Source organism: Halovulum sp. GXIMD14794, from assembly GCF_054457455.1.
On record NZ_JBTLNF010000006.1, the window covers coordinates 296129 to 315659 of the forward strand.

Genomic DNA, 19531 nt, shown 5'->3' on the forward strand with positions numbered 1-19531 from the left:
TCCGCTCATGAGTGGGTCGCCCGTGTGCGCGGGTCCAGCAGGGGATAGACCAGGTCGAGGATCAGCATCGAGACGGCGACCGCGAGGATCAGCACGAAGACGATGCCGTAGATCGTGTAGTAGTCGAGGTAGTCGACCGCTTGCAGCAACAGGCTGCCCATGCCCGGGTAGCCGAAGACGATCTCTACCAGCACCGCCCCGGTGACGAGTTGACCGATGAACAGCGCCAGGCAGGTTATCTGGGGCAATATCGCATTTCGGACTGCATAGGTCAGGAACCTGCGGCGGGATTTGAGGCCCTTGGCTTCGGCGAAGTTCATGTAGTCCTCGCCCTGCACGGTCACCATCATGCCGCGCATCTGTAGCGCCCAGATCCCGATGGACGCGATGACGATCGAGGACGCAGGCAGGATCGAATGGCGCAAGACTTCCATTGCGAAGTCCCAGTTCCATCCGGGGAACGATGTGATCGAATAGCCGCCGCCGATGGGGAACCAGCCGGCGCGGTAGGCGAGGAAATAGATCAGGACGAGGCCGATCAGGTAGAAGGGGATCGCCGAGAACACCATCACCACCGGTACGAATATCTGAAGCAGGCGCGAGTCCTTGCGCCAGACCGTCAAGGCCCCGAGGATCGTGCCGAGAACGAAGGCGATCAGTGTCGACGTAAGCATCAGGCCGAGGGTCCAGGGCAGGGCCTGCGCGATCATGTCGGCAACCCGGCTGGGGTAGCTGGTGATCGAGTAGTTCAGGTCGAGCGTCAGCATGTCGCCGAGGTAGTCGACGTATTGCTCCCAAAGGGGGCGGTCGAGGCCGAAGCGTTCGTTGAAGACCTTGAGAAGGCCCTGCATGTCGACGCTGCCAGGCGCCGAGCTTTCGGACATCTCGGTGATCTTTTCGAGCACCGGGTTCTTGTCGCTCATCCGGGGAACGAAGAAATTCAGCGACGCCGCCGTGATGACGACGAGGAACAACATCACGAAGCGCCGGACGACATGGATCAGATACATTGCTTCACCTTCAGAAAACGACCGGTCCCGCCCCAGGGAGAGGGAAAAGGCGGGACCGGCGCACCGCGCGTCAGCGCGTGGCTTCGAGGTTGTGGAGCACGTAGCCGAACTGCCCGGATGCAAACCAGAAGGCCGGCTGCATGTAGGGGTTTTCGGTCGTCGGGTAGTTGCTCCAGTAGGTCGTGTTGTAGGGAATCCGGTGGACCCACTGGTTCAGCGGCACCTCGACGGCATTCTCGTACCAGATCTCCATCGCCTGCTTTACCAGCGGGCGCATCTGCGGATCGTCCGGGGCGATCGCGCCGATCTGATCGACGATGGCCGAATATTCCTCGTCGCACCAGCGGTCGAGGATCAGCAGCGGCTTGCCCACGTCGACGGCGTTCTTGCAATGGTAGAGGTCAAGCGTGTCATAGGGATCCGCCACGCCGCCGCGATGACCGAAGATCGACAGCTCGGTCTTGCCCTCGACCATCAGCCCTCGGCTGTCGGTGTTGGTGACGAACTCGACGTCGATGCCCGCATCGCGCAGCTGCTGGGCAAGGATCGGCCCAACCGCCTCAAAGAGGGCGAGGCCGTGGAAGGCGCCGGTTACGGTCTGGCCGTCCTTTTCCCACATGCCGTTGCCGTTCTTGGCGTAGCCCATCTCCTCCATAAGCGCATCGCCCTTGGCGGGGTCGAACTCTCCGATGCCGTACTTCGCGGCCAGCTCCTCGCTGTCCTCGATATATGGCGCCATCGAGCCGAAGGCGGGGAAGGGCGTCTTGCTGACAGGGTTGGAACCCAGATAGGCGATATCGACCAGCTGCTGGGCGTTGACATAGTGGTTCATCGCGCGGCGCAGGCGGACGTCGTCCCAGGTACCGGTCTTGTGGTTCATGTAGAGAGAGTTCGGCCACCAGTCCAAGTTGCCGTAGGGCGGCTCGCTGCCCGAGAACGTGGTGACATGCGGCGCGCTTTCCACAACGCTTTTGGTCAGCGGCGCGGACACAAGATCACCGGTCATGTCGACCTCGCCAGAGACCACCAGCTGAGCGGCGCGGTCGTGGCCGGTCTTAGGGATGTTGATGACGCGCTCGACGTCGGGCATTTCTCGGAAGCCGGTCGCGGCGCCCCACCAGTCATCGCGTCGGTCGAGGATGATCTGCTGCGGCATCGAACGGACGACCTGCCAGGCGCCGGTCACGACGGGAAGGCTGCCGTCCTCGGCCCAGTTGTTGAAGGTCAGCGGATCCTCGTCGGCCCAGACGTGCTCGGGCAGCCAGAACAGACCCTTGCCGAAATGGTTGATCAGGTGCCGGTAGGCGTAGCGGCTGTCGGGGCGGGTCAGGTTGACGACCACGGTATGTGCATCCGGCGCCTCGACCGAGGCGACACGGTCGGCAACGTCGGACGAATGCATCAGGCCACCCGCACCCTTGCCGTTCTCGAGCAGCATCTCGTAGGTATATATCACGTCGTCGGCAGTGAACGCCTCGCCGTCGGACCAGGTTACCCCGTCGCGCAGCTTGACCGTCACCTGGGTGAAGTCGTCATTGTACTCGAAGCTTTCGGCGACCCAGGGAATGACCTCGTCGCGCAGCGAGTTGTAGTAGAACAGTGGCTCCATGATCGGACCGCCCGACCAGCGGAACGTGAGGTTCGAGGGCAGGTATGGGTTCAGCTGGCCCGGGTTGCGGAACTGCGGCGCGCCGCCGTCGTCCGGCATCAGGATCAGCGTGCGCTCGCGCGCCACGTTGTCGAGGGCCGAGGCGGGCAGGGCCGCGGCCGCCATAAGCGCGGCGCCTAGTGCCGCTCGGCCGAGGGCTCCGGTCAGTGTCATGGTCTTCCTCCTCTGTGTTCTCGTTGTTGTTGATCTCAGGTGCCGGCCGCTTCCGACGGCCTGGCATCCGCCATCTCGGGCAGGGTCAGTCCGGGATGGTTCTGTCCCCCGGCATTGGGAATGTGGCTGCCACCGGTCGCATAGATGGTCGCCCCTGTGGTGAAGCTGTTCGCGGGGCTTAGAAGCGTCAGCGCCAGCGCGGTCAGGTCCGAGGGCTGTCCGGCCCGCCCGACCGGATTGGCGCCGCGCTGCAGCTGCTCCCATGCGTCTGGATCGGTGCGGCGGAACTCGTTCCGGTCGGTCTGCACCAGCCCCGGCGCGATGTTGTTGATGATCACGCCTTGCGGGGCAGCCTGAACGGCGAGGTTTTCGACCAGGTTTTTCATTGCTGACTTGGTCATCGCGTAGATAGGCATCTCGGCTGCAGGCGAGACCTCCTGCACCGAGCCGACGGTCAGCACCCTGCCGAAGCCGGCACGGGCCATGTCTGGCAGGCACGCCTGCAGCAGTTCGATATTGGCCATCAGGTTTATGCGCATCTGCTCTGCCACCTCGCGGGTGGATTGGAGCAGGAACGGGATGTGATACTGGATCGACGCCGACAGCAGCAACGTGTCGATCGGCCCGATTGCCTGCGCCGCCTTGTCCGCAAGGGTTCGACCTGCGCCGGGTTGCATCAGGTCCTGTTCGACGGCGATCGCCGTGCCGCCTTCGGCCCGGATCTCTTCAACGAGCCGTTCGGCGGCGTCGCCCTTGCCGATCTTGCCATCAGCGCGGGCGCTGAAGTTGACGGCGACCGTGGCGCCCTGCCGGGCAAGGGCGAGGGCGATCTCCGCGGCAATGCCACGACTGCCTCCGGTGACCAGCGCCCGCCGTCCTTCGAATTGCGTTTCCTGTGCCATGCAGGGGCGGTCCTCCGGGTTGGGTATCGCGTCAGGCATCGGGTCCGGCCCCGCCCATGCGTTGAAAACTGAGGGGCGCGGTGTCGGTGGGGGAGCCGAGCCGATTCATCAGCTCAGCCACTGGGGCTGGAGCGCCGGTCTCGGGGATCACCGCGCCCCCCGCCAGTTGCACGGGAGAACCGCGCAGCCGGGTCCAGTCGGCGCTTTCGCCGACCTGGCGCTCGAGGATCAGAAAGCCGGGTACGGCCGCCGCGACCTGTGCCGAAATATGATCTAGAACCGGGCCGACGGGGTTGTGCAGGCTCGGCGAAACCTGTGCCGCCTCGGCCTGCGCGAGCATCGCCATGCCCTGGCGGATACCGGTCAGCCGCAAGTCCGGGAGCACGACATCGTGTCCACCCGCAGCCAGAAGCGCCGCCATGCCCGCGCAATCGAGTATCTCCTCGCCCCCGGCGAGCCTCATGCCCTGATTATTCGCTGCGCTGCGCAGGGCGCGTTGTTCGGCGGCGTCGAGAATCTCCATCTGGCAGGGCTCCTCGACCCAGTAAACATTTTGAGCGCCAAGTCCCCGGAACATCTGCCGGGCAAGGAAGGGATCGAAGCGGCCATGGCAATCGACCAGAAGCCGGGCATCCTCGGGCAGCACCGCCCGGACCGCCGCGACTCGGTCGAGGCCCAATTGAATCGCTGCAGCAGCCTCGTCCGGCGTTTGCCGGTTCCAGCGCAGCCCGTCGAAGGGCGCGATCTTCACGCCAGTCGCGGCAGTTTCGGCCACGACCGCGCGCGCTTGCGCGGCAAAGCCTTCGGGGCTGCGATCCGTGATGCCGCGATTGATGTTCGCGTAGTAGGGGACCAGTGCCCGGCCCGTCCCGCCTAGCAGAACCTGCAAGCTTTCACCCGCCGCCTCGGCGACGAGCCCCAGGAAGGCCTGCTCGAGTGCCGACATCACCGCGCGGCGGTTGCGGTCGGGCGTGGCCTGCCAGATGCGGTTTTCCAGATCGGTCAGGTCGTGCGCAGGCGCTTCTCGCAGGGAGGCATCCAGGCCGACGCAGAGCCGTGCCAGTTCGCCTTCGCGGCCGAAGGTAGTGATCTCTCCCCAGCCGGTTCGCCCGTCATCCGTACGCAAGGCCATGAACGCCCAGCAAGTCTTTGCCGAGACATCGAACCTGTAGGCGTCGAGCCGGATGATCCGCATGTTCCTCCCTCGCGCCACTTTTGGGGCGCTGTACTTGATTGGGGTAATTTGTTCCATATTATGATAGATACGGTCAACAAAAATTTTTCTGACCCATAAATTGGATTGCGAACCGCAAGCGCGGCGGGCTAACGTCACGGTATGAACAAGACCAACACAAATTCGGCCGGGGATGCCGCCGACAGGGACAGGGACAGCGTACCGGGGGCGCAGGCGCTGATGCGCGGGCTCGATGTCCTCATGGCGATCGGCACCGCCCCGGCACCGCTGCGCTTCGGCGAATTGCAATCGCAGGTCGGCATTCCCAAGGGCAGCCTGCACCGGTTGCTCTCCGCGCTGCAGAGCCGCGACCTGATCCGCTATGAAGAGAACGGCCGCCGCTATGCCATCGGCTCCCGGGTGTTCGACCTGGCACGCCGCACGATGGAGCAGAACTCGGTCATCCGAGCGGCAAAACCTGAGCTTGCGCGGCTCGCCCGGCACCTTCATCGGGCGTGTTGCCTGTACGTGCAGGACGGAGACGAGGTCTTCGTGCTGGATTTCGAGGACCCGGACGCTGCCCAGACCCGGGTCGTACGGGTCTGGCCGCGCATGCCCGCCGTTCAGGCCGCCCCCGGTATGGCAATCGCAAGCAAGCTTCCGGCCCGGACCGAAGTGCCATCGCCGCCGGCGCTCAACCAGGCCAAGGCTCTGGGCTACGCCACGGTTCTCGGCGACACGCCCGCGGTCGCAGCACCTATTACCGACGAGACAGGATATCCCGTCGCGGCGCTTTGCTGTCATTTCGACAGCGACGCGCCGGTCGAGGCCCTGCACGAAACCGGCCGACTGGTACGCGAAGCGGCCGAGCGCGCCTCGGGCAATGTCGGCCTGTCGCAGATGGCGGTGACCGTGGGGCCAAAGCCCGAAACAGCCGATGCGCGCGTGAAAGTCCTCGCCACCGGGCGGGATTTCATGGGCGAGAACCCGGTCTGGAATCCCGCCGACGGCCGGATCTGGTGGCTGGACGTGCTCGCCCCCGCGCTGCGCAGCTGGTCAGCGCAGACCGGCGAGACCCAGCGCTTCGTGCTGCCTGCGCTGACCGGTGGAATGGCGCTCTGTACCAGCGGCAAGGTCCTGTTGGCGGGACAGGACGGGATTCAACAGTTCGATCCACAGACGGGCCAGGGGACGATGCTCTTCGACCCCGAAAAACACAAGCCGGACAACCGGTTCAACTCGGCCAGCGTCGATCTGGATGGCAATTTCTGGGTCGGGTCTATGCCGGTCGATCACCGGACCGGGACTGGAAGCCTCTACCGCATCGGGCCAGACATGTCTGTGCAGGCGATGCTGCCGGAGGTGAAACTTCCCAAGAACGCGATGCGCTCTGCCGATGGGGCGTGGCTCTACCTGTCCGACGGGCACACCGAGCGGCTCTCGGCCTATCCGGTGGGTGCGGACGGAACCCTCGGGGCGCCGCGCGAGGTGATGCGGGGCAGGGCGGACCGTGGGAACCCGAACGGGATCGCGCTGGATGCGGACGGCAACATCTGGGTCGCGATGTTCGGCGGCTGGGCCGTCAACTGCTACAGCCCCGAGGGCGAGTTGCTGGAATCCGTGCCGCTGCCGGTCCCGACGCCAACGGCGCTGTGTTTCGGCGGCGCGCAGAGGGACCGGCTCTATGTCACGACGACCTACTTGCGAATGCCGGCCGGGTATTCAGGGATCGCACCGCTAGCCGGAAACCTGATCGAGATCGACATCGGCATCCGCGGACAGGAGGTCCCGACCATTGAACTCTGACACCCCTTTCGAGCTGGTTTGCCAACCGCAGGCGATTACAGGCGAGTCCCCGGTGTGGGACGATCGCCGCAATTGCCTTTGGTGGATCGATATCCAGGCGCAGCGGTTGTTGCGCACCGAGGCGGACGGAGCGACCTGCGTCACGTTCCTTCCGTGGCAACCGGGTTTCGTCGCGCTTGCCGAGAGCGGCCGCCTGGTACTGGGCCTCGAGAACGGGCTCCATGCGTATTCGCCCGAGACGGAGGAATGGGAGCAGATCTCGGATACCGAGGCTGACAGGCCCACGGTGCGCTTGAACGACGGCAAGCCCGATGGGCGGGGCCGGCTTTGGTTCGGATCAATGGACATGACCGGGACCGGACAGGCGATAGGGCGACTGTATCGGCGGGATCCGGACGGTAACGTAACCGTCGAGCGAGAGGGAATCACGGTCCCGAATGCCATCGTTCCAGGGTCGGACGACAGCCTGCTGTTCGCGGACTCTCCCACCGGTCTGCTTGAGAGGTACCGGGTCGGTCCTGACGGCGCCCTTTCGGAACCGGATGTTATCCTTGAACTGCCGTCGGGCGTTCACCCCGACGGGGCGGTGCTCGACAGCGAAGGGGCCTATTGGGTGGGCTTAATCGGACCGTCCCAGGTTTGGCGGGTGTCGCGCTCGGGCGAGATCCTCGCGCGGGTTGCAACCCCGGTCAGCCGCGTCACCATGCCCGCCCTCGGCGGTCCTGAAGGCGACCGTTTCTATATCACTAGCCAAAGGCGTTTCCTGCCGGTTGACCGGCTGCGGGCCGAACCCAACGCAGGTGGATTACTGATGGCCCCTGGCATTGGGCGCGCCGGACCCGTGTACCGAGTGGCCGGGGTCTGACCTCATGCGCCCGCGCTCGCTTTCTCGATAGACAAAGGCTCCGGACCAAAAAGGTACCAAGATGCAAACCCTGCCCAGAACCGACGTCTCCGTATCCCCGATTTGCCTCGGAACCACCAAGATCGGCGCGACTCTGAGCCAGGATGAGTCCTTTGAACTGCTCGACATGCTCGTGGAGCTGGGCGGCAACTTCGTCGATACGGCAGCCGTCTATTCGGACTGGATCCAGGGCATCGAGCGGGGCTGCTCGGAAAAGACCCTCGGCCGCTGGCGCGCAGCGCGAAACCCGCAAGGCTTCGTCATTGCCACGAAAGGCGGCCATCCGGACCCTGAAACACGCAAACCCCGGCTGGATGCGACAAGCCTGCGCCACGATGCAGCACAAAGTTGCGAGCGCCTGGGACTCGACTGTCTCGACCTGTGGTATCTGCACAGGGACGACCCGGCACGGCCCGTCGAGGACATACTTGGCCCGGTGATTGAGATGATATCGGAAGGGCTGATCTCTAACTATGGTCTGTCGAATTGGAGATCGGAACGACTTGCGGAGGCGTGGCGGTGTGCCGGGGACAATGGCTGGCCATTCCCGGTCGCAAGCCAGGTCGAGTGGAACTTTGCCGCCCTCGCTACGGATGACGGGTCCGACCTCGTCGCCATGGACGATACGATGATCGCCTGGCACCGTGAAACCGGATGTGCCGCGATACCCTATTCCGCGCAGGCGATGGGATATTTCGATCGGCTCGAAAGTGGAACGCTCAAAGGCCGGAAGGCCGAGCGCTACCATAGCCCACTGAACCGCCGGATCGGCGCGATGTTGAGCGAGCTCGCGACCAAGGTCGACGCCACGCCGACCGAAACGCTCGTCGCGCTTCTGCGACACTCGCCGTTTCCGGTCATCCCCGTCGTCGGCTGTCGGAATGTCGAGCAACTACGGTCTTCATTCAGGGCCGTAGACCTTGTCCTGCCTCGGAAGGACGTCGCCCAAATCAGGGGAATCGCCATGAGCGGGCTGTCAGAGACCTGACTCACGTCATTCCGCGATGCGCATAGCCGATCCGGCCGCGGCATGCGGGAAAAGATTGGCTTCCCGCAACCCGAATCCGCAGAAATTTCGTCCTTCGGTTCATGCGGGCACAGGGATTTCCTTGCTTGCTCGCATAAACTTCATCTCGTCCACCGCTAGCTTGGCTGTGGAGGATAGCTCTCGGTCGCGACGCGTCACAAGGTAGTATGGCTCTCCCGTCGATGTGAGGCGGACGTTCAGGCGGCAAAGATCGCCGCAGCCGATCAGCTCATCAATCACGTCGTCCGCCTGCATCGAGCAGAGCTGCGGGTTGCCTTGCATCAGTCGCAGAACCGAGAGGGCAGAGGCTGTCTCGATCAGGCTTCGTGGTTCGGGCACGGATTGGTTTGCAAACTCCCGCTCAAAATGCCGCCGCATGGGCATATTCGGCAGGCAGACGATCCAAGGAAATTGATGAAGATCCTGAAGATCGATGCCAACATGGTTCGCCAGGGGATGACTGCGGTTCGCAACCACACTGATGCTCTCCTTGCGGACTTCGATCGCTTCGTAGTCTTCCGGGCGTGAACTGACGCTCGTGCGGCAGATCACGAAGTCCAGCCTGCCTTCGTCCAGCATCTGAAGCAGTTCGGAACTTGTCCCTTCGGTGAACTGCACTTTCAGGTTTGGAAGTTTGCACACCAAAGTGGAGATCAGATTTGATGATAGCGGGACGGCGCCCATAATCGAACCTATGGCCAGTCGACCGCCGGACCCCTTCCAGATTTCCTCGATTTCATTGCCGAGATTGACCAGGTCCGTGCAGATGAGTCGCGCGTAGCGGATTGCGCAGAGGCCGATGTCGTTGGGTTCCAGCCCGCGGTTCGTCCGCTCGAACAGTTGCTGGCCGAACGCCTTCTCGATCTCCTGCAATGCCTTGGTCGCGCCGGGCTGCGAAATCGCGACGCGCTCGGCCGCTCTAAGCAGCGTTCCGCAGTCGCTGATCGCCACTAGCAGGCTCATGTGACGCATCTTCAGGCGGGAAGTCATGAATTCGGCGCTCACGGTCATTGATATACCTTTTAGCTATATCCCGATCATATCATTTCATTATACGAGGGGTCCGCCACAGCTTAGCCTCCTCCGAAATTACTGCAACACGGCATTGCGCGGACAGCGTCAAAACAGCCGGGTATTCGGGAGGGAGATGCTTGCTGCACGCAGGTCGTTTCAGCTTGGCCGTAATCAACGTGAGCCTGGTGCTCGGCATGGTTTCCATGTCCGGCCTTGTGTTGGCTAACGTCATACTAAGATACGGATTTCAATCGGGTTTGCCGTTCTCGGTCGAGATCTCACGGCTGATCTTCGTATGGATCGTGTTCGTCGGCGCGGTAGCCGCGATGGCTGAGGGTTCGCACCTGTCGGTCAACATGCTCGTGCGCTTCCTGCCGCGCCGCGCCGCCGCTTGGCTGGCGGTCGCCAGTCACGCAGTGATGCTGTGTTGCTGCTATCTCATCGGCAAGGGCAGTTATGCTCTGGCTCTGATAAACTGGAATAACAAGTCGCCGATTTCCGGGGTGTCCATCGCGTTTCTCTACGGGGCTGGCGTGGTCTTTGCCGTAGGGTGCGGTGTTGTCCTGTTGACCGGGATCTGGAGGATTTTCTCTGGCTGGCAACCCTATGCCGCGGTGCAAGAACCGCTGGAGGCCGATCGATGACCACGCTTGTTTTCCTCGGCGGTCTGGCTGGTTCGATCATGCTCGGATTTCCGGTCTTCATCGCGCTACTGCTGGCTGCGCTGGCAATGATGCTCTGGATGGGCAACGTCAACGCGATGATCCTGGCGCAGAAGTTCGTCGACGGCGCGGACAGTTTTCCGCTCATGGCGATCCCTTTCTTCCTTCTCGCCGGGGAATTGATGAACGCCGGCGGCCTGTCGAAGCGAATAGTTGCGCTCGCTATGGCGCTCTTCGGGCACATGAACGGTGGCCTCGGCTTCGTCGTGATCGGCACCGGCCTGTTGCTTGCAAGTTTGTCCGGATCGGCGATTGCGGATACGGCGACGCTGGCGGTGATGCTGCTGCCGTTGATGCGCGAGGGAGGCTATGACCTCGAACGCAGCACCGGCTTGATGGCGGCGACGGGCATTATCGCACCGATCATTCCGCCTTCCATCGGGTTCATCGTGCTGGGTGTGACCGCGAACCTGTCGATCTCGGGGCTTTTCCTGGCGGGGATCGTGCCGGGCATCATGATGGCGCTGTCACTGATGGTGGTCTGGACCTTGCTTTCTCGAAGCAATCCGACCGTGACGCAGCCGCGCAAATCAACGCGCGAGGTGCTGGTTAGTTTGCGCGGCTCGATCTGGGCCCTGTTCATGCCGGTGATCATCATCGGCGGGCTGAAGTTCGGTGTCTTCACCCCGACCGAGGCGGGCATCATCGCCGCGACCTATGCTTTCCTGATCAGCATGTTCGTTTATCGCGAGATCTCGATACGGGACGTGCATCAATCGTTCCTGCGTGCAGCAAAAATGACCTCGGTGATCATGATCCTGGTTGCGGCCTCGATGGTTTCTGCCTGGCTGATGACTATCGCGAACATCCCGGGGCAGGTCGTGCAACTGGTCGAGCCGCTTGTCGATCACCCGAAGCTGCTGATGCTGGCCATCTGCTTCTCGATCCTGGTGATCGGAACGGTGCTGGATTTCACGCCCGCCATCCTGATCCTCGTTCCGGTGTTGCTGCCAGTAGTGAACGCCGCCGATATCGATCCGATCTATTTCGGCGTTCTGTTCCTGATGACCGCGGCGATCGGGATGATCACACCGCCAGTGGGAGCCGTGCTGAACGTAGTCTGCGGTGTTGCTCGCATCCCCATCGAGAGATCCGCCGTCGGCGTCCTGCCATTCCTGCTGACCGAGGTCGGCGTGCTGCTTTTGCTGATCCTGTTCCCGGCGCTGGTGACCGTGCCCGGCAACTGGTTCGCCCACTGATTGTCAACCAACACCCGGGAGGATGAAATGACCAAAGAGAAACGAATGAACATGGTGGCGGGCGCGACCCTGGCCGTCGGCCTCGCCCTCGGAGCGGCGGAAGCCTCGGCGCAATCCCGCATCGGCTATGTACCGATCGAAACTCACCCCGTCGGCCAGGCCGTCCAGTTCTTCGCCGAACGGGTGGAGGAGAAGACCGAGGGACGCGTCACCTTCGAGACATTTTCTGGCGGGACGCTTGGAAACGAGCCGCAAATGCAGTCGTCGATCCAGGGCGGCTTCCTGGAGGTCATGGTCGGCCCGACCTCGAACCTCGTCGGCGCATTTCCCGGCTTCGGGGTGTTCGATCTGCCCTTCTTCTTCGAAGATCACGACGCTGTGGATGCTGTATTCGACGGGCGCGTCGGGGACGAGCTGTTCTCCCGACTGGAGGAGCAGGGGATCGTCGGGCTGGCATACTGGGACAACGGTTTCCGCCACATGACGAACGCCCTGCGCCCGATCGAGAAGGTCGAAGACATCGAGGGGCTGAAGATCCGGGTCATTCCCAACCCACTGTTCATCTCGACCTTCGAGGCGCTTGGCGCGAACCCAGTCCCGCTGCCCTATCCCGAGCTTTACAACGCGCTTGAAAGCGGCACCGTGGATGCCCAGGAAACCCCGGTGGGCCTGATCTACTCGACCAAGTTCTACGAGGTGCAGGACTACCTGACGCTGACCGGCCACGTGTACTCGCCCTACGTGCTGCTGGCCTCGAAGCAGTGGTTCGACGGGCTTTCGGACGAAGACCGGGCCCTGGTACTCGAGGCGGCAGCCGAAAGCGAGCCCTTCCAGCGCGACCTGTCGCGCGGTGCGGCTGACAAGCTTGCGAATGAAACGCTGATCGACGCGGGCCTGACGCTGACCGAATTACCCGAGGCCGAAAAGGCGAAGCTGCGTGACCTGGTGGCCCCGGTGATCGACGAGTTCGCCGGCGCCATCGGTCCGGCTCTCATCAACATGGCGCGTGAAGACATGGCCGCCGGAGGCCAGTGAATTCTACCCCAGACGCGTCGGCGCTTCGGCGCCGGCGCAGTTTTTCCCCTGATGACTGGAAAGGAAGACGATGACCGTAAGGCTCATCCAGTACGAGGCTGCCGACGGCCAGCGTGCCGTTGGCCGCGTGATGAACGATGGGGTGCACCCCATCGACGGCGTCGCGACGACGCGCGACCTAGCGCTCCGCGCGATTGAAGAGAAGAAACCGCTCGTCGAACTTGTGGACGCGCTGACCACCGAGACGGCCGAGGACTATGACGCCCTCGTTTCTTCGGACCGCGTGCTGCCGCCGATCGACCATCCCGATCCCGCGCATTGCATTGTGGCGGGCACCGGCCTGACTCACGTCGGAAGCGCCGCAGCGCGCGACAGCATGCACAAGAACCTGTCCGAGGTGGAAGAGCAGCTGACGCCCAGCATGCAGGTGTTCAAGTGGGGTCTAGAAGGCGGCAAGCCAGCCAACGGCATGCCGGGGGCTCAGCCCGAGTGGTTCTACAAGGGCGACGGCGACATCGTCGTGAAACCCGGCGCACCATTCCCGGTTCCGGCGTTCGCGCGGGACGAGGGCGAGGAACCCGAGGTCGTCGGGATCTACGTGATCGGCGGCGATGGCAGGCCATATCGCGTCGGCTTCGCGCTGGGGAACGAGGCGACGGACCACGTGATGGAGAAGATGAATTATCTCTATCTCGCACATTCGAAGCTGCGGCACTGCTCCTACGGCCCCGAGCTGCTGCTCGGCGACCTGCCGTCGCACCTCGAAGGTCAGGTGCGCATCCGCCGTGGCGGCGAGGTGGTCTGGGAGAAGCCGTTCCTGACCGGCGAGGACAACATGTGCCATTCGATCGCCAACCTCGAATATCACCACTTCAAGTACGACCAATTCCTGCGGCCGGGCGATGTGCACGTCCAGTTCATGGGCACGTCGGTCGCTTCGTTCGGCGATGGCGTAACCACGGAGGACGGTGACGTGTTCGAAATCGAGATCCCCGAGTTCGGCAAACCGCTGCGCAACGGGACCGAGCGCAAGGCCGAACAGGTGACCTTCGGTTCGGTCGCGGCTCTCTGAGCTATGGGCGGGCGGTCCTTTACCTGGCCGCCCGCCTGATCGACCGGGCGCGATATTCAAACTTACGCATGAGGACATGAGATGAAGGCGCGTATTGCACTGCTTCGCGAGGCGGGTCTGCCGCGGCCCTATAATGTTTCGCGCCCCTTGGATATCGTCGAGGCAGAACTTGGCGACCCGGGCCCGGGCCAAGTGCTCGTACGGATGGCCGCCGCTGGCCTGTGCCACTCGGACCTGTCGACGATAGACGGCAACCGGCCACGTGAAATGCCGATAGCGCTGGGTCACGAGGCGTCCGGGGTCATTGAAGCCGTTGGCCAGGGTGTCACCCGCCTCGGCCCCGGTGATCATGTCGTAATGGTTTTCGTTGCGTCGTGCGGGCATTGCGTGCCCTGCGCCGAAGGCCGTCCGGCACTCTGCGAACCGGGTGCCAAGGCGGGTGCGAGCGGCACGTTGCTGGACGGCGACAGGAAGATTTCGCTCAATGGCGAGATGGTGCACCATCACCTGGGCGTCTCGGCGTTTTCGACCCATGCAATCATGTCCGAGAATTCCTGCGTGAAGATCCCCAAGGATATTCCGTTGGACCGCGCAGCGCTGCTTGGTTGCGCGGTCCTGACGGGCGTCGGCGCTGTGCTGAATGCCGGCGGGCTTCGGATGGGCCAGACCTGCGCGGTCGTCGGTCTAGGCGGCGTGGGGCTCGCGGCGCTTCTGGGCGCTGTCGCTGCTGGAGCGCGGACGATCGTTGCCGTCGATATCGCGGCGGACAAGCGGCAACAGGCAAAGGCCCTTGGCGCCACCCACGTGGTGGATCCGCTGGCGGAAGATGCGGTCGCGCAGGTCAAGGAATGGACGGGGGGCGGCGTGGATGTCGCGGTTGAAGTGGCCGGCGTCGTCTCGGCCCTCCGATTTGCGTACGACGTTACCCGACGCGGTGGCACGACGGTGACAGCAGGGCTGCCGCATCCCGATCAACAGCTCACGATCCCGCCCGCGATGCTGACGTTGGAGGAAAGGTGCCTCAAGGGATCGTTCGTCGGATCCTGCGTTCCCGTGCGCGACATTCCCCGTTTCGCCCAGATGATGATGCAGCGCCAGTTGCCGATCGAGCGGCTGATGACGCATCGGCTCACGCTCGACCAGATCAACGTTGGTTTTGAACGGCTTGCCGCGGGAGAGGCTATCCGGCAGGTGATCGTTTTCCCGACAGATAATGACACATGATGCCCTTCGGGAAGGCCTTCTATGTCGTTGACAGCCCTGCCGAGTAGACCTGCTAGCTGCTTCCATTATTCTGCCAAGGCTTCCCTGTCGAAGCCCGTGGGACGAGCTCCGTAGGAAGAAGAACCTGTGCGGGGTCATTTCCTTCGATTCCGGAGATCAGAAGATCCGCCGCTGCCTTGCCAAGCCGCCGCCACGGTGTCCGGATGCTCGTCAGGGAGATCCGGGGATGTTCTGCGATGTCTATTCCATCGAACCCAGTCAGCGAGACGTCTTCAGGTATGCGCACGCCCATTTTCTCGGCCTGCGCCATCGCGGCCAGGGCCAGCCAGTCGTTCCCACAAATGATTGCGGTCGGCGCGGGATCGGCGGCCATCAGCGTTTCGAACGCTTCGCGCGCTTCGCTGTCGGCAGGTCCGCAGCGGGCAATGTACCGCGGCGACATCTCGACACCCGCTTCGCCCAGCCTCTCGACGACGGCCCCGATCCGCGCTTCGCCATTCGTGACGGCGCGCCTGTCACCGATCATTCCAAGATGCCGATGACCCAGTGACAACAGATGCTCCACGACCAGTCTCATCCCGGCGCGGTCATCATAGCCGGCCCAGCTATCGATATACTCCCGGCTGTGGCTTCCCATCAAAACGGTTGGAACATGTTGAGCCTTGAGCAGGCGGGAGATGGGCTCGGGCGCCTGAAGGTGGGTCAGGAGAATTCCATCGATCCCGCGCGCGATTAGATTTCGGACGATCTTCTCTTCGCTTGCGACATCGTAGTTGGTGGCGGAAATCAGAAGCGAGACGTCTCGCGCTGACATCTCGGCCTCGAAAACGCTGAGCTGATGCGGAAACATCGCGTGGTCGAGCGAGGGCACGACGACGCCGACGGCGCCCCATTTGCTTCCTGCCAGGACCCGGGCGGCGGCGTTCGCTTGGTAGCCAAGTATATCAACGGCCTCTCGCACACGCTGGAGCGTCTTATCGTTCACCAGCCCCGGCGTGTTCAGCGCCCTCGAGACAGTAACAGGCGCGACGCCCGATAGCCTTGCGACATCGGCGATCGTCGGGCGTTTTGGCGCTTCGGTTTCGTTTCTCTGATCCATCCGCCAGCCTGATCTGTTCGAAAGATCGCTTAGCCTCTCCCAGGGTAGTTGACAACTAAACCAGAATCGTGGTGATTGAAAGCGCTTCCATGGAACCGCTTTCATGAAAGGCCTTTCATGGACCTAGAGGCAGAAAACTGTCCGGCCTGACGGAGGAGGAATGATCATTTCAAGGATGCCGCAACGTGCGCCCGAAACGTTGGTGACCCGATGAGCGCGGGCACCGAAATACTGGCCAACGACCTGCCGAGTAATGCCAAGCCAGTATTCTGGCGTCGGCATCGGGATGCCGTGGCCGGGTATGCGTTTCTTGCGCCGTTCCTGCTCACCTACGGCCTCCTCCTCGTCTACCCGTTCTTTAAGGGTATCTGGATCTCGCTCCACGACTGGAACCTCATGGCCGTCGCCTTCAATCCCGACGCAAAAGAGTTAGTGGGTTTGAAGAACTACGTGCGGATGCTGTGGGGCCGGGGCATGACTTGGGATCCGGTTCACGCCTGGCAGATGCGGATGTTGATATTGCTGGTCGGTTGCGGGATCGCCCTGATGGCTTGGCAATCGCGCATCTCTCGCGGCGCGGCCGCTGTGGCGGGACTCGCGTGCCTGGCCTTGTGGATCTTGCTCGGCTTCCACCCGGGTGAAGGCGGGCGGTGGTACGATAGGCGCTTCTGGCCAGTCGTCGGCAACACGTTCACCTTCGTCGCAATGACCGTGCCGGCTGTTACCGTCGTCTCGCTGGCACTGGCCATCGCCCTGAACCGCGAAACGCGGATGATGACCTTCTTCCGAACGGTCTTCTTTACCTCGCACGTGTTGTCGGTTTCCGTGGTCACCCTGATCTGGGTCTTCATGTTCGATAGCCAGCGCGGCTTCTTCGCCGAGATCGCGGAGCGCATGGGCCGCGAACCCATCGTTTGGCTTACCAATGTCGACCTCGCGATGCCGGCCATCGTGATCGCTACTGTCTGGTGGTCGGCCGGTTTGGCGATGGTGCTGTTTCTGGCAGGCCTTCAGGGCATTCCGGACGAACGCTTCGAGGCCGCCCGGTTGGACGGCGCGGGATTCTGGGGCTTGCTCCGACACATCACGCTACCCGGTCTGCGCCGGACGACCACACTGGTCGTCGTGCTGCAGACCATCGCGCATTTCCAGATATTCGGTCAGGCGTACCTGATGACGCAGGGCGGTCCGAACGACGCCACGCAGACCTTGGTGCTGCACATCTACCAGGCTGGGTTTCGCGACTCTGAACTCGGACGGGCGGCCGCGATGTCGCTGTTCCTCTTCGCGATCATGTTCGTGTTCGCGATGCTCCAGCTTCGCATCAGCCGCAGCGACGAGGACTGACCCATGACTCTCAGAACCCGCCGCTACTGGATGCTCGTCGCCATTCTGGGCGCGGCCGCCTTCATCTGGTCGGTCCCTACGATCTGGATGCTTTCGCTCTCGCTGCAACCCAATGAACTGCTTGCCCGGACGACGTCGAACACAGCGATGGGTCTCGTGCCTTATCCGTTCACCATCGACAACTACGTCAACCTGCTGAACCTCGGCATGACGCCGCGCTGGTTTTTGAACAGCCTGATTGTCGCAACCGGGATGACGGTGGCGACGTTGATCCTGTCGACAACCGCCGGCTATGCGCTGGCGCGAATCCGATTTCCTGGCCGCACTGCGGTGATCGTCCTGATCCTTGCTGGCCTGATGGTGCCCGAGCAGGTCGTCTTCATCCCGCTCTACACGATGTTCGCGGACTGGGGGCTTCACAACACCCATGTGTCGATGATCCTGCCGCGTCTGGCGGTTCCGCTTGGGGTCTTCCTGATGATGCAGTTCTTTCGCGCCATCCCACAGGAAATCGAGGAAGCAGCCCAATTGGACGGCGCGGGACGCTTCGCGATCTTCGTCCGCATCATGCTGCCGATGTCCATCCCGGCGATTACCACTCTGGCGATCATCACCTTCCTCTATGCCTGGAACGACTATCTCTGGCCGCTCGTCTCGGCACAGCGGCAGGAGATGTACACGATCACGGTCGGCCTCGGCTCAATCCAGGAGAACTTCGCGCAGACCGAGGGACTGGGAAGGCTCATGGCCTCAGGGATGATGGCCAGCGCCCCGGTGATCCTTCTGTTTGTCATATTTCAGCGGTTCGTAGTCCGCGGGATCGCCATGGGCGGGGCGAAATGACCGTCCTCACAACAATCCTTTCGGGAGGAAACATGAAACATCTCGTTCTGGCTGCCAGTATAGCCGCAGCGACAATGCCAACAGTCGCCAGCGCAGAGACAGAGCTGGTCCTCGGCAGGTTCTTCGGCGCATGCGAAGGTGCGGGGACCGACCCGACCAAGGAGGTCGGCGAGCCCTGCATCATCGAGTCGATCATTCGCGGATTTTCGGCAGAAGACAACGGCATCACCGTCAGCACGCTGCCGACCGAATGGAACAACTACTACGACCAGATCAAGGCGGCCTATGCCGGTGGCAACCCGCCCGATGTCCACGTGATGCACCGGCACCGGGTGCTTGAGTTCGCCTCGCTCGGAGCGATCGCGCCGATCACCGAGGACCTCGAGGCCGTGGGCATCGATACAGGTGACTGGGCGGAGCTCGCGAAGGATGCGGTGACACATGATGGCGAGATTTACGCCGTTCCGCTCGATTTTCACGCGCTGCTCTGGCACGTCAATGTCGACATCATGGAGGAAGCGGGCCTCTTGAACGAGGATGGCACCCCTAAGATCCCGCAGAGCGTAGATGAACTGCTGGCCCAGGCGCAAACGGTTCAGGAAAAGACAGGGAAGGAATACCTTGGGGCCGGCTGGATGGCAGGCCCAATGGGCATTCGCCTCGTTCTGTCGTGGATCATGCAGCAAGACAGCAACATCTTCGAAGGCGAGGATGTCACGGTCGACACGCCGGAGGCGCGAAACGCCATGAACGTGCTGCTCCAGATGATGGAGGCCGGCCAGATCAACAACCAGTATGACTATCCGGGCGCGCAGCAGGCGTTCCTTGATGGAGACGTCGCGGTTCTAGCTAACGGCACATGGGTCGTCGACTTCTATGACGCGCAAGCCAAGGACGCGAGCGTTCCGCTGCAGGATTACTACGTCACGGACTACCCCACCATCTTTGGTACGCCGGCAGCTTGGGCCGACACGCACATGTGGGCGATTCCGCGATCCGTGAAAGAGGGCGATCCCGAGAAATACCAGGCCGCACTGGAACTCCTCGCTTGGATCAACGACAACAACGCGAGCTGGGCCAAGACGGGACACATGGCCGTGCGAAATTCGGTCTTGGAAAGCGCTGCCTACAAGCAGCTGCCTCACCGTGCCGACTACGCCGAAACTGCAAACATCGCCAAGGATATCCCGCCAACCGTCCGGTATGGCGCGATCCAGGATACGTTGGCACGTGAAATGCAGGCGGTCTGGCTGGGGGAGAAATCCCTAGATGACGCCCTTGCTGACGCTCAGCTCGATATTGAAGACCTGATGTAGTCCGGTGACCCGGCG

At 62.7% G+C, this 19531-nt stretch carries 17 protein-coding genes; 11 read left to right on the forward strand and 6 right to left on the reverse strand.

What is annotated here, in order from left to right; translation table 11 throughout:
* Positions 1-5 precede the first annotated feature (5 nt).
* The 4 genes from ACW9UR_RS16195 to ACW9UR_RS16210 all read right to left on the reverse strand — a co-directional run bounded on the left by ACW9UR_RS16195 (position 6) and on the right by ACW9UR_RS16210 (position 4929).
* A complete protein-coding gene (locus ACW9UR_RS16195; protein WP_458918089.1) occupies positions 6-1010 on the reverse strand; it encodes an ABC transporter permease in 1005 nt (334 codons plus the stop codon).
* Between the two features lie 70 nt (positions 1011-1080).
* Positions 1081-2832 carry an ABC transporter substrate-binding protein gene (locus tag ACW9UR_RS16200; protein ID WP_458918090.1) on the reverse strand — a complete coding sequence of 584 codons (1752 nt, stop codon included), beginning with the start codon at positions 2830-2832 and terminating at the stop codon, positions 1081-1083.
* Positions 2833-2867: 35 nt separating this feature from the next.
* Positions 2868-3773 (reverse strand): SDR family NAD(P)-dependent oxidoreductase, encoded by a 906-nt coding sequence (locus tag ACW9UR_RS16205; protein ID WP_458918091.1) that lies wholly within the window; start codon positions 3771-3773, stop codon positions 2868-2870.
* Positions 3766-4929 (reverse strand): enolase C-terminal domain-like protein, encoded by a 1164-nt coding sequence (locus ACW9UR_RS16210; RefSeq protein ID WP_458918092.1) that lies wholly within the window; start codon positions 4927-4929, stop codon positions 3766-3768. Before ACW9UR_RS16210 ends, ACW9UR_RS16205 begins: the two co-directional genes overlap by 8 nt.
* A 141-nt stretch (positions 4930-5070) precedes the next feature.
* On the opposite strand from ACW9UR_RS16210, the gene ACW9UR_RS16215 reads away from it, so the two are divergent.
* From ACW9UR_RS16215 to ACW9UR_RS16225, 3 genes are all read left to right on the forward strand, one after another.
* Complete coding sequence (locus tag ACW9UR_RS16215) at positions 5071-6714, forward strand: SMP-30/gluconolactonase/LRE family protein (protein WP_458918093.1); 1644 nt, start codon at positions 5071-5073, stop codon at positions 6712-6714.
* A complete protein-coding gene (locus ACW9UR_RS16220; RefSeq protein ID WP_458918094.1) occupies positions 6704-7579 on the forward strand; it encodes an SMP-30/gluconolactonase/LRE family protein in 876 nt (291 codons plus the stop codon). The genes ACW9UR_RS16215 and ACW9UR_RS16220 overlap by 11 nt, the downstream gene beginning before the upstream one ends.
* Positions 7580-7640: 61 nt before the next feature.
* Positions 7641-8606 carry an aldo/keto reductase gene (locus tag ACW9UR_RS16225; protein WP_458918095.1) on the forward strand — a complete coding sequence of 322 codons (966 nt, stop codon included), beginning with the start codon at positions 7641-7643 and terminating at the stop codon, positions 8604-8606.
* A gap of 99 nt (positions 8607-8705) precedes the next feature.
* Here the strand turns inward: ACW9UR_RS16225 and ACW9UR_RS16230 are convergent, their stop codons facing one another.
* The gene (locus tag ACW9UR_RS16230) at positions 8706-9656 is read right to left on the reverse strand and encodes a LysR family transcriptional regulator (protein WP_458918096.1); all 951 of its coding nucleotides are present in this window, start codon (positions 9654-9656) and stop codon (positions 8706-8708) included.
* A 140-nt stretch (positions 9657-9796) separates the two neighbouring features.
* Here ACW9UR_RS16230 and ACW9UR_RS16235 point away from each other — a divergent pair, with 140 nt between their 5' ends.
* The 5 genes from ACW9UR_RS16235 (at position 9797) to ACW9UR_RS16255 (ending at position 14911) form a co-directional block, all read left to right on the forward strand.
* Positions 9797-10303, forward strand: coding sequence for a TRAP transporter small permease (locus ACW9UR_RS16235; RefSeq protein ID WP_458918097.1), 507 nt, complete (start codon positions 9797-9799; stop codon positions 10301-10303).
* On the forward strand, positions 10300-11580 hold the full coding sequence (locus tag ACW9UR_RS16240; protein ID WP_458918098.1) for a TRAP transporter large permease: 1281 nt from the start codon (positions 10300-10302) through the stop codon (positions 11578-11580). Before ACW9UR_RS16235 ends, ACW9UR_RS16240 begins: the two co-directional genes overlap by 4 nt.
* Before the next feature lie 27 nt (positions 11581-11607).
* Positions 11608-12615, forward strand: a complete 1008-nt coding sequence (locus ACW9UR_RS16245; protein ID WP_458918099.1) for a TRAP transporter substrate-binding protein — start codon at positions 11608-11610, stop codon at positions 12613-12615.
* A gap of 70 nt (positions 12616-12685) precedes the next feature.
* Entirely contained in the window at positions 12686-13687 is a 1002-nt protein-coding gene (araD1, locus tag ACW9UR_RS16250) for an AraD1 family protein (protein ID WP_458918100.1), read from the forward strand.
* An 81-nt stretch (positions 13688-13768) separates the two neighbouring features.
* Positions 13769-14911, forward strand: coding sequence for a zinc-dependent alcohol dehydrogenase family protein (locus tag ACW9UR_RS16255; RefSeq protein WP_458918101.1), 1143 nt, complete (start codon positions 13769-13771; stop codon positions 14909-14911).
* 52 nt (positions 14912-14963) lie between these two features.
* Here ACW9UR_RS16255 and ACW9UR_RS16260 read toward each other — a convergent pair whose 3' ends face one another.
* Positions 14964-16010, reverse strand: a complete 1047-nt coding sequence (locus ACW9UR_RS16260) for a LacI family DNA-binding transcriptional regulator (RefSeq protein WP_458918102.1) — start codon at positions 16008-16010, stop codon at positions 14964-14966.
* 210 nt (positions 16011-16220) lie between these two features.
* Here ACW9UR_RS16260 and ACW9UR_RS16265 point away from each other — a divergent pair, with 210 nt between their 5' ends.
* The 3 genes from ACW9UR_RS16265 to ACW9UR_RS16275 are packed head-to-tail and all read left to right on the forward strand — an operon-like array spanning position 16221 to position 19516.
* Complete coding sequence (locus ACW9UR_RS16265; RefSeq protein ID WP_458918103.1) at positions 16221-17357, forward strand: carbohydrate ABC transporter permease; 1137 nt, start codon at positions 16221-16223, stop codon at positions 17355-17357.
* A 3-nt stretch (positions 17358-17360) separates the two neighbouring features.
* The gene (locus ACW9UR_RS16270) at positions 17361-18200 is read left to right on the forward strand and encodes a carbohydrate ABC transporter permease (protein WP_458918104.1); all 840 of its coding nucleotides are present in this window, start codon (positions 17361-17363) and stop codon (positions 18198-18200) included.
* A gap of 32 nt (positions 18201-18232) precedes the next feature.
* Positions 18233-19516 (forward strand): extracellular solute-binding protein, encoded by a 1284-nt coding sequence (locus tag ACW9UR_RS16275; protein WP_458918105.1) that lies wholly within the window; start codon positions 18233-18235, stop codon positions 19514-19516.
* Positions 19517-19531: the final 15 nt, after the last annotated feature.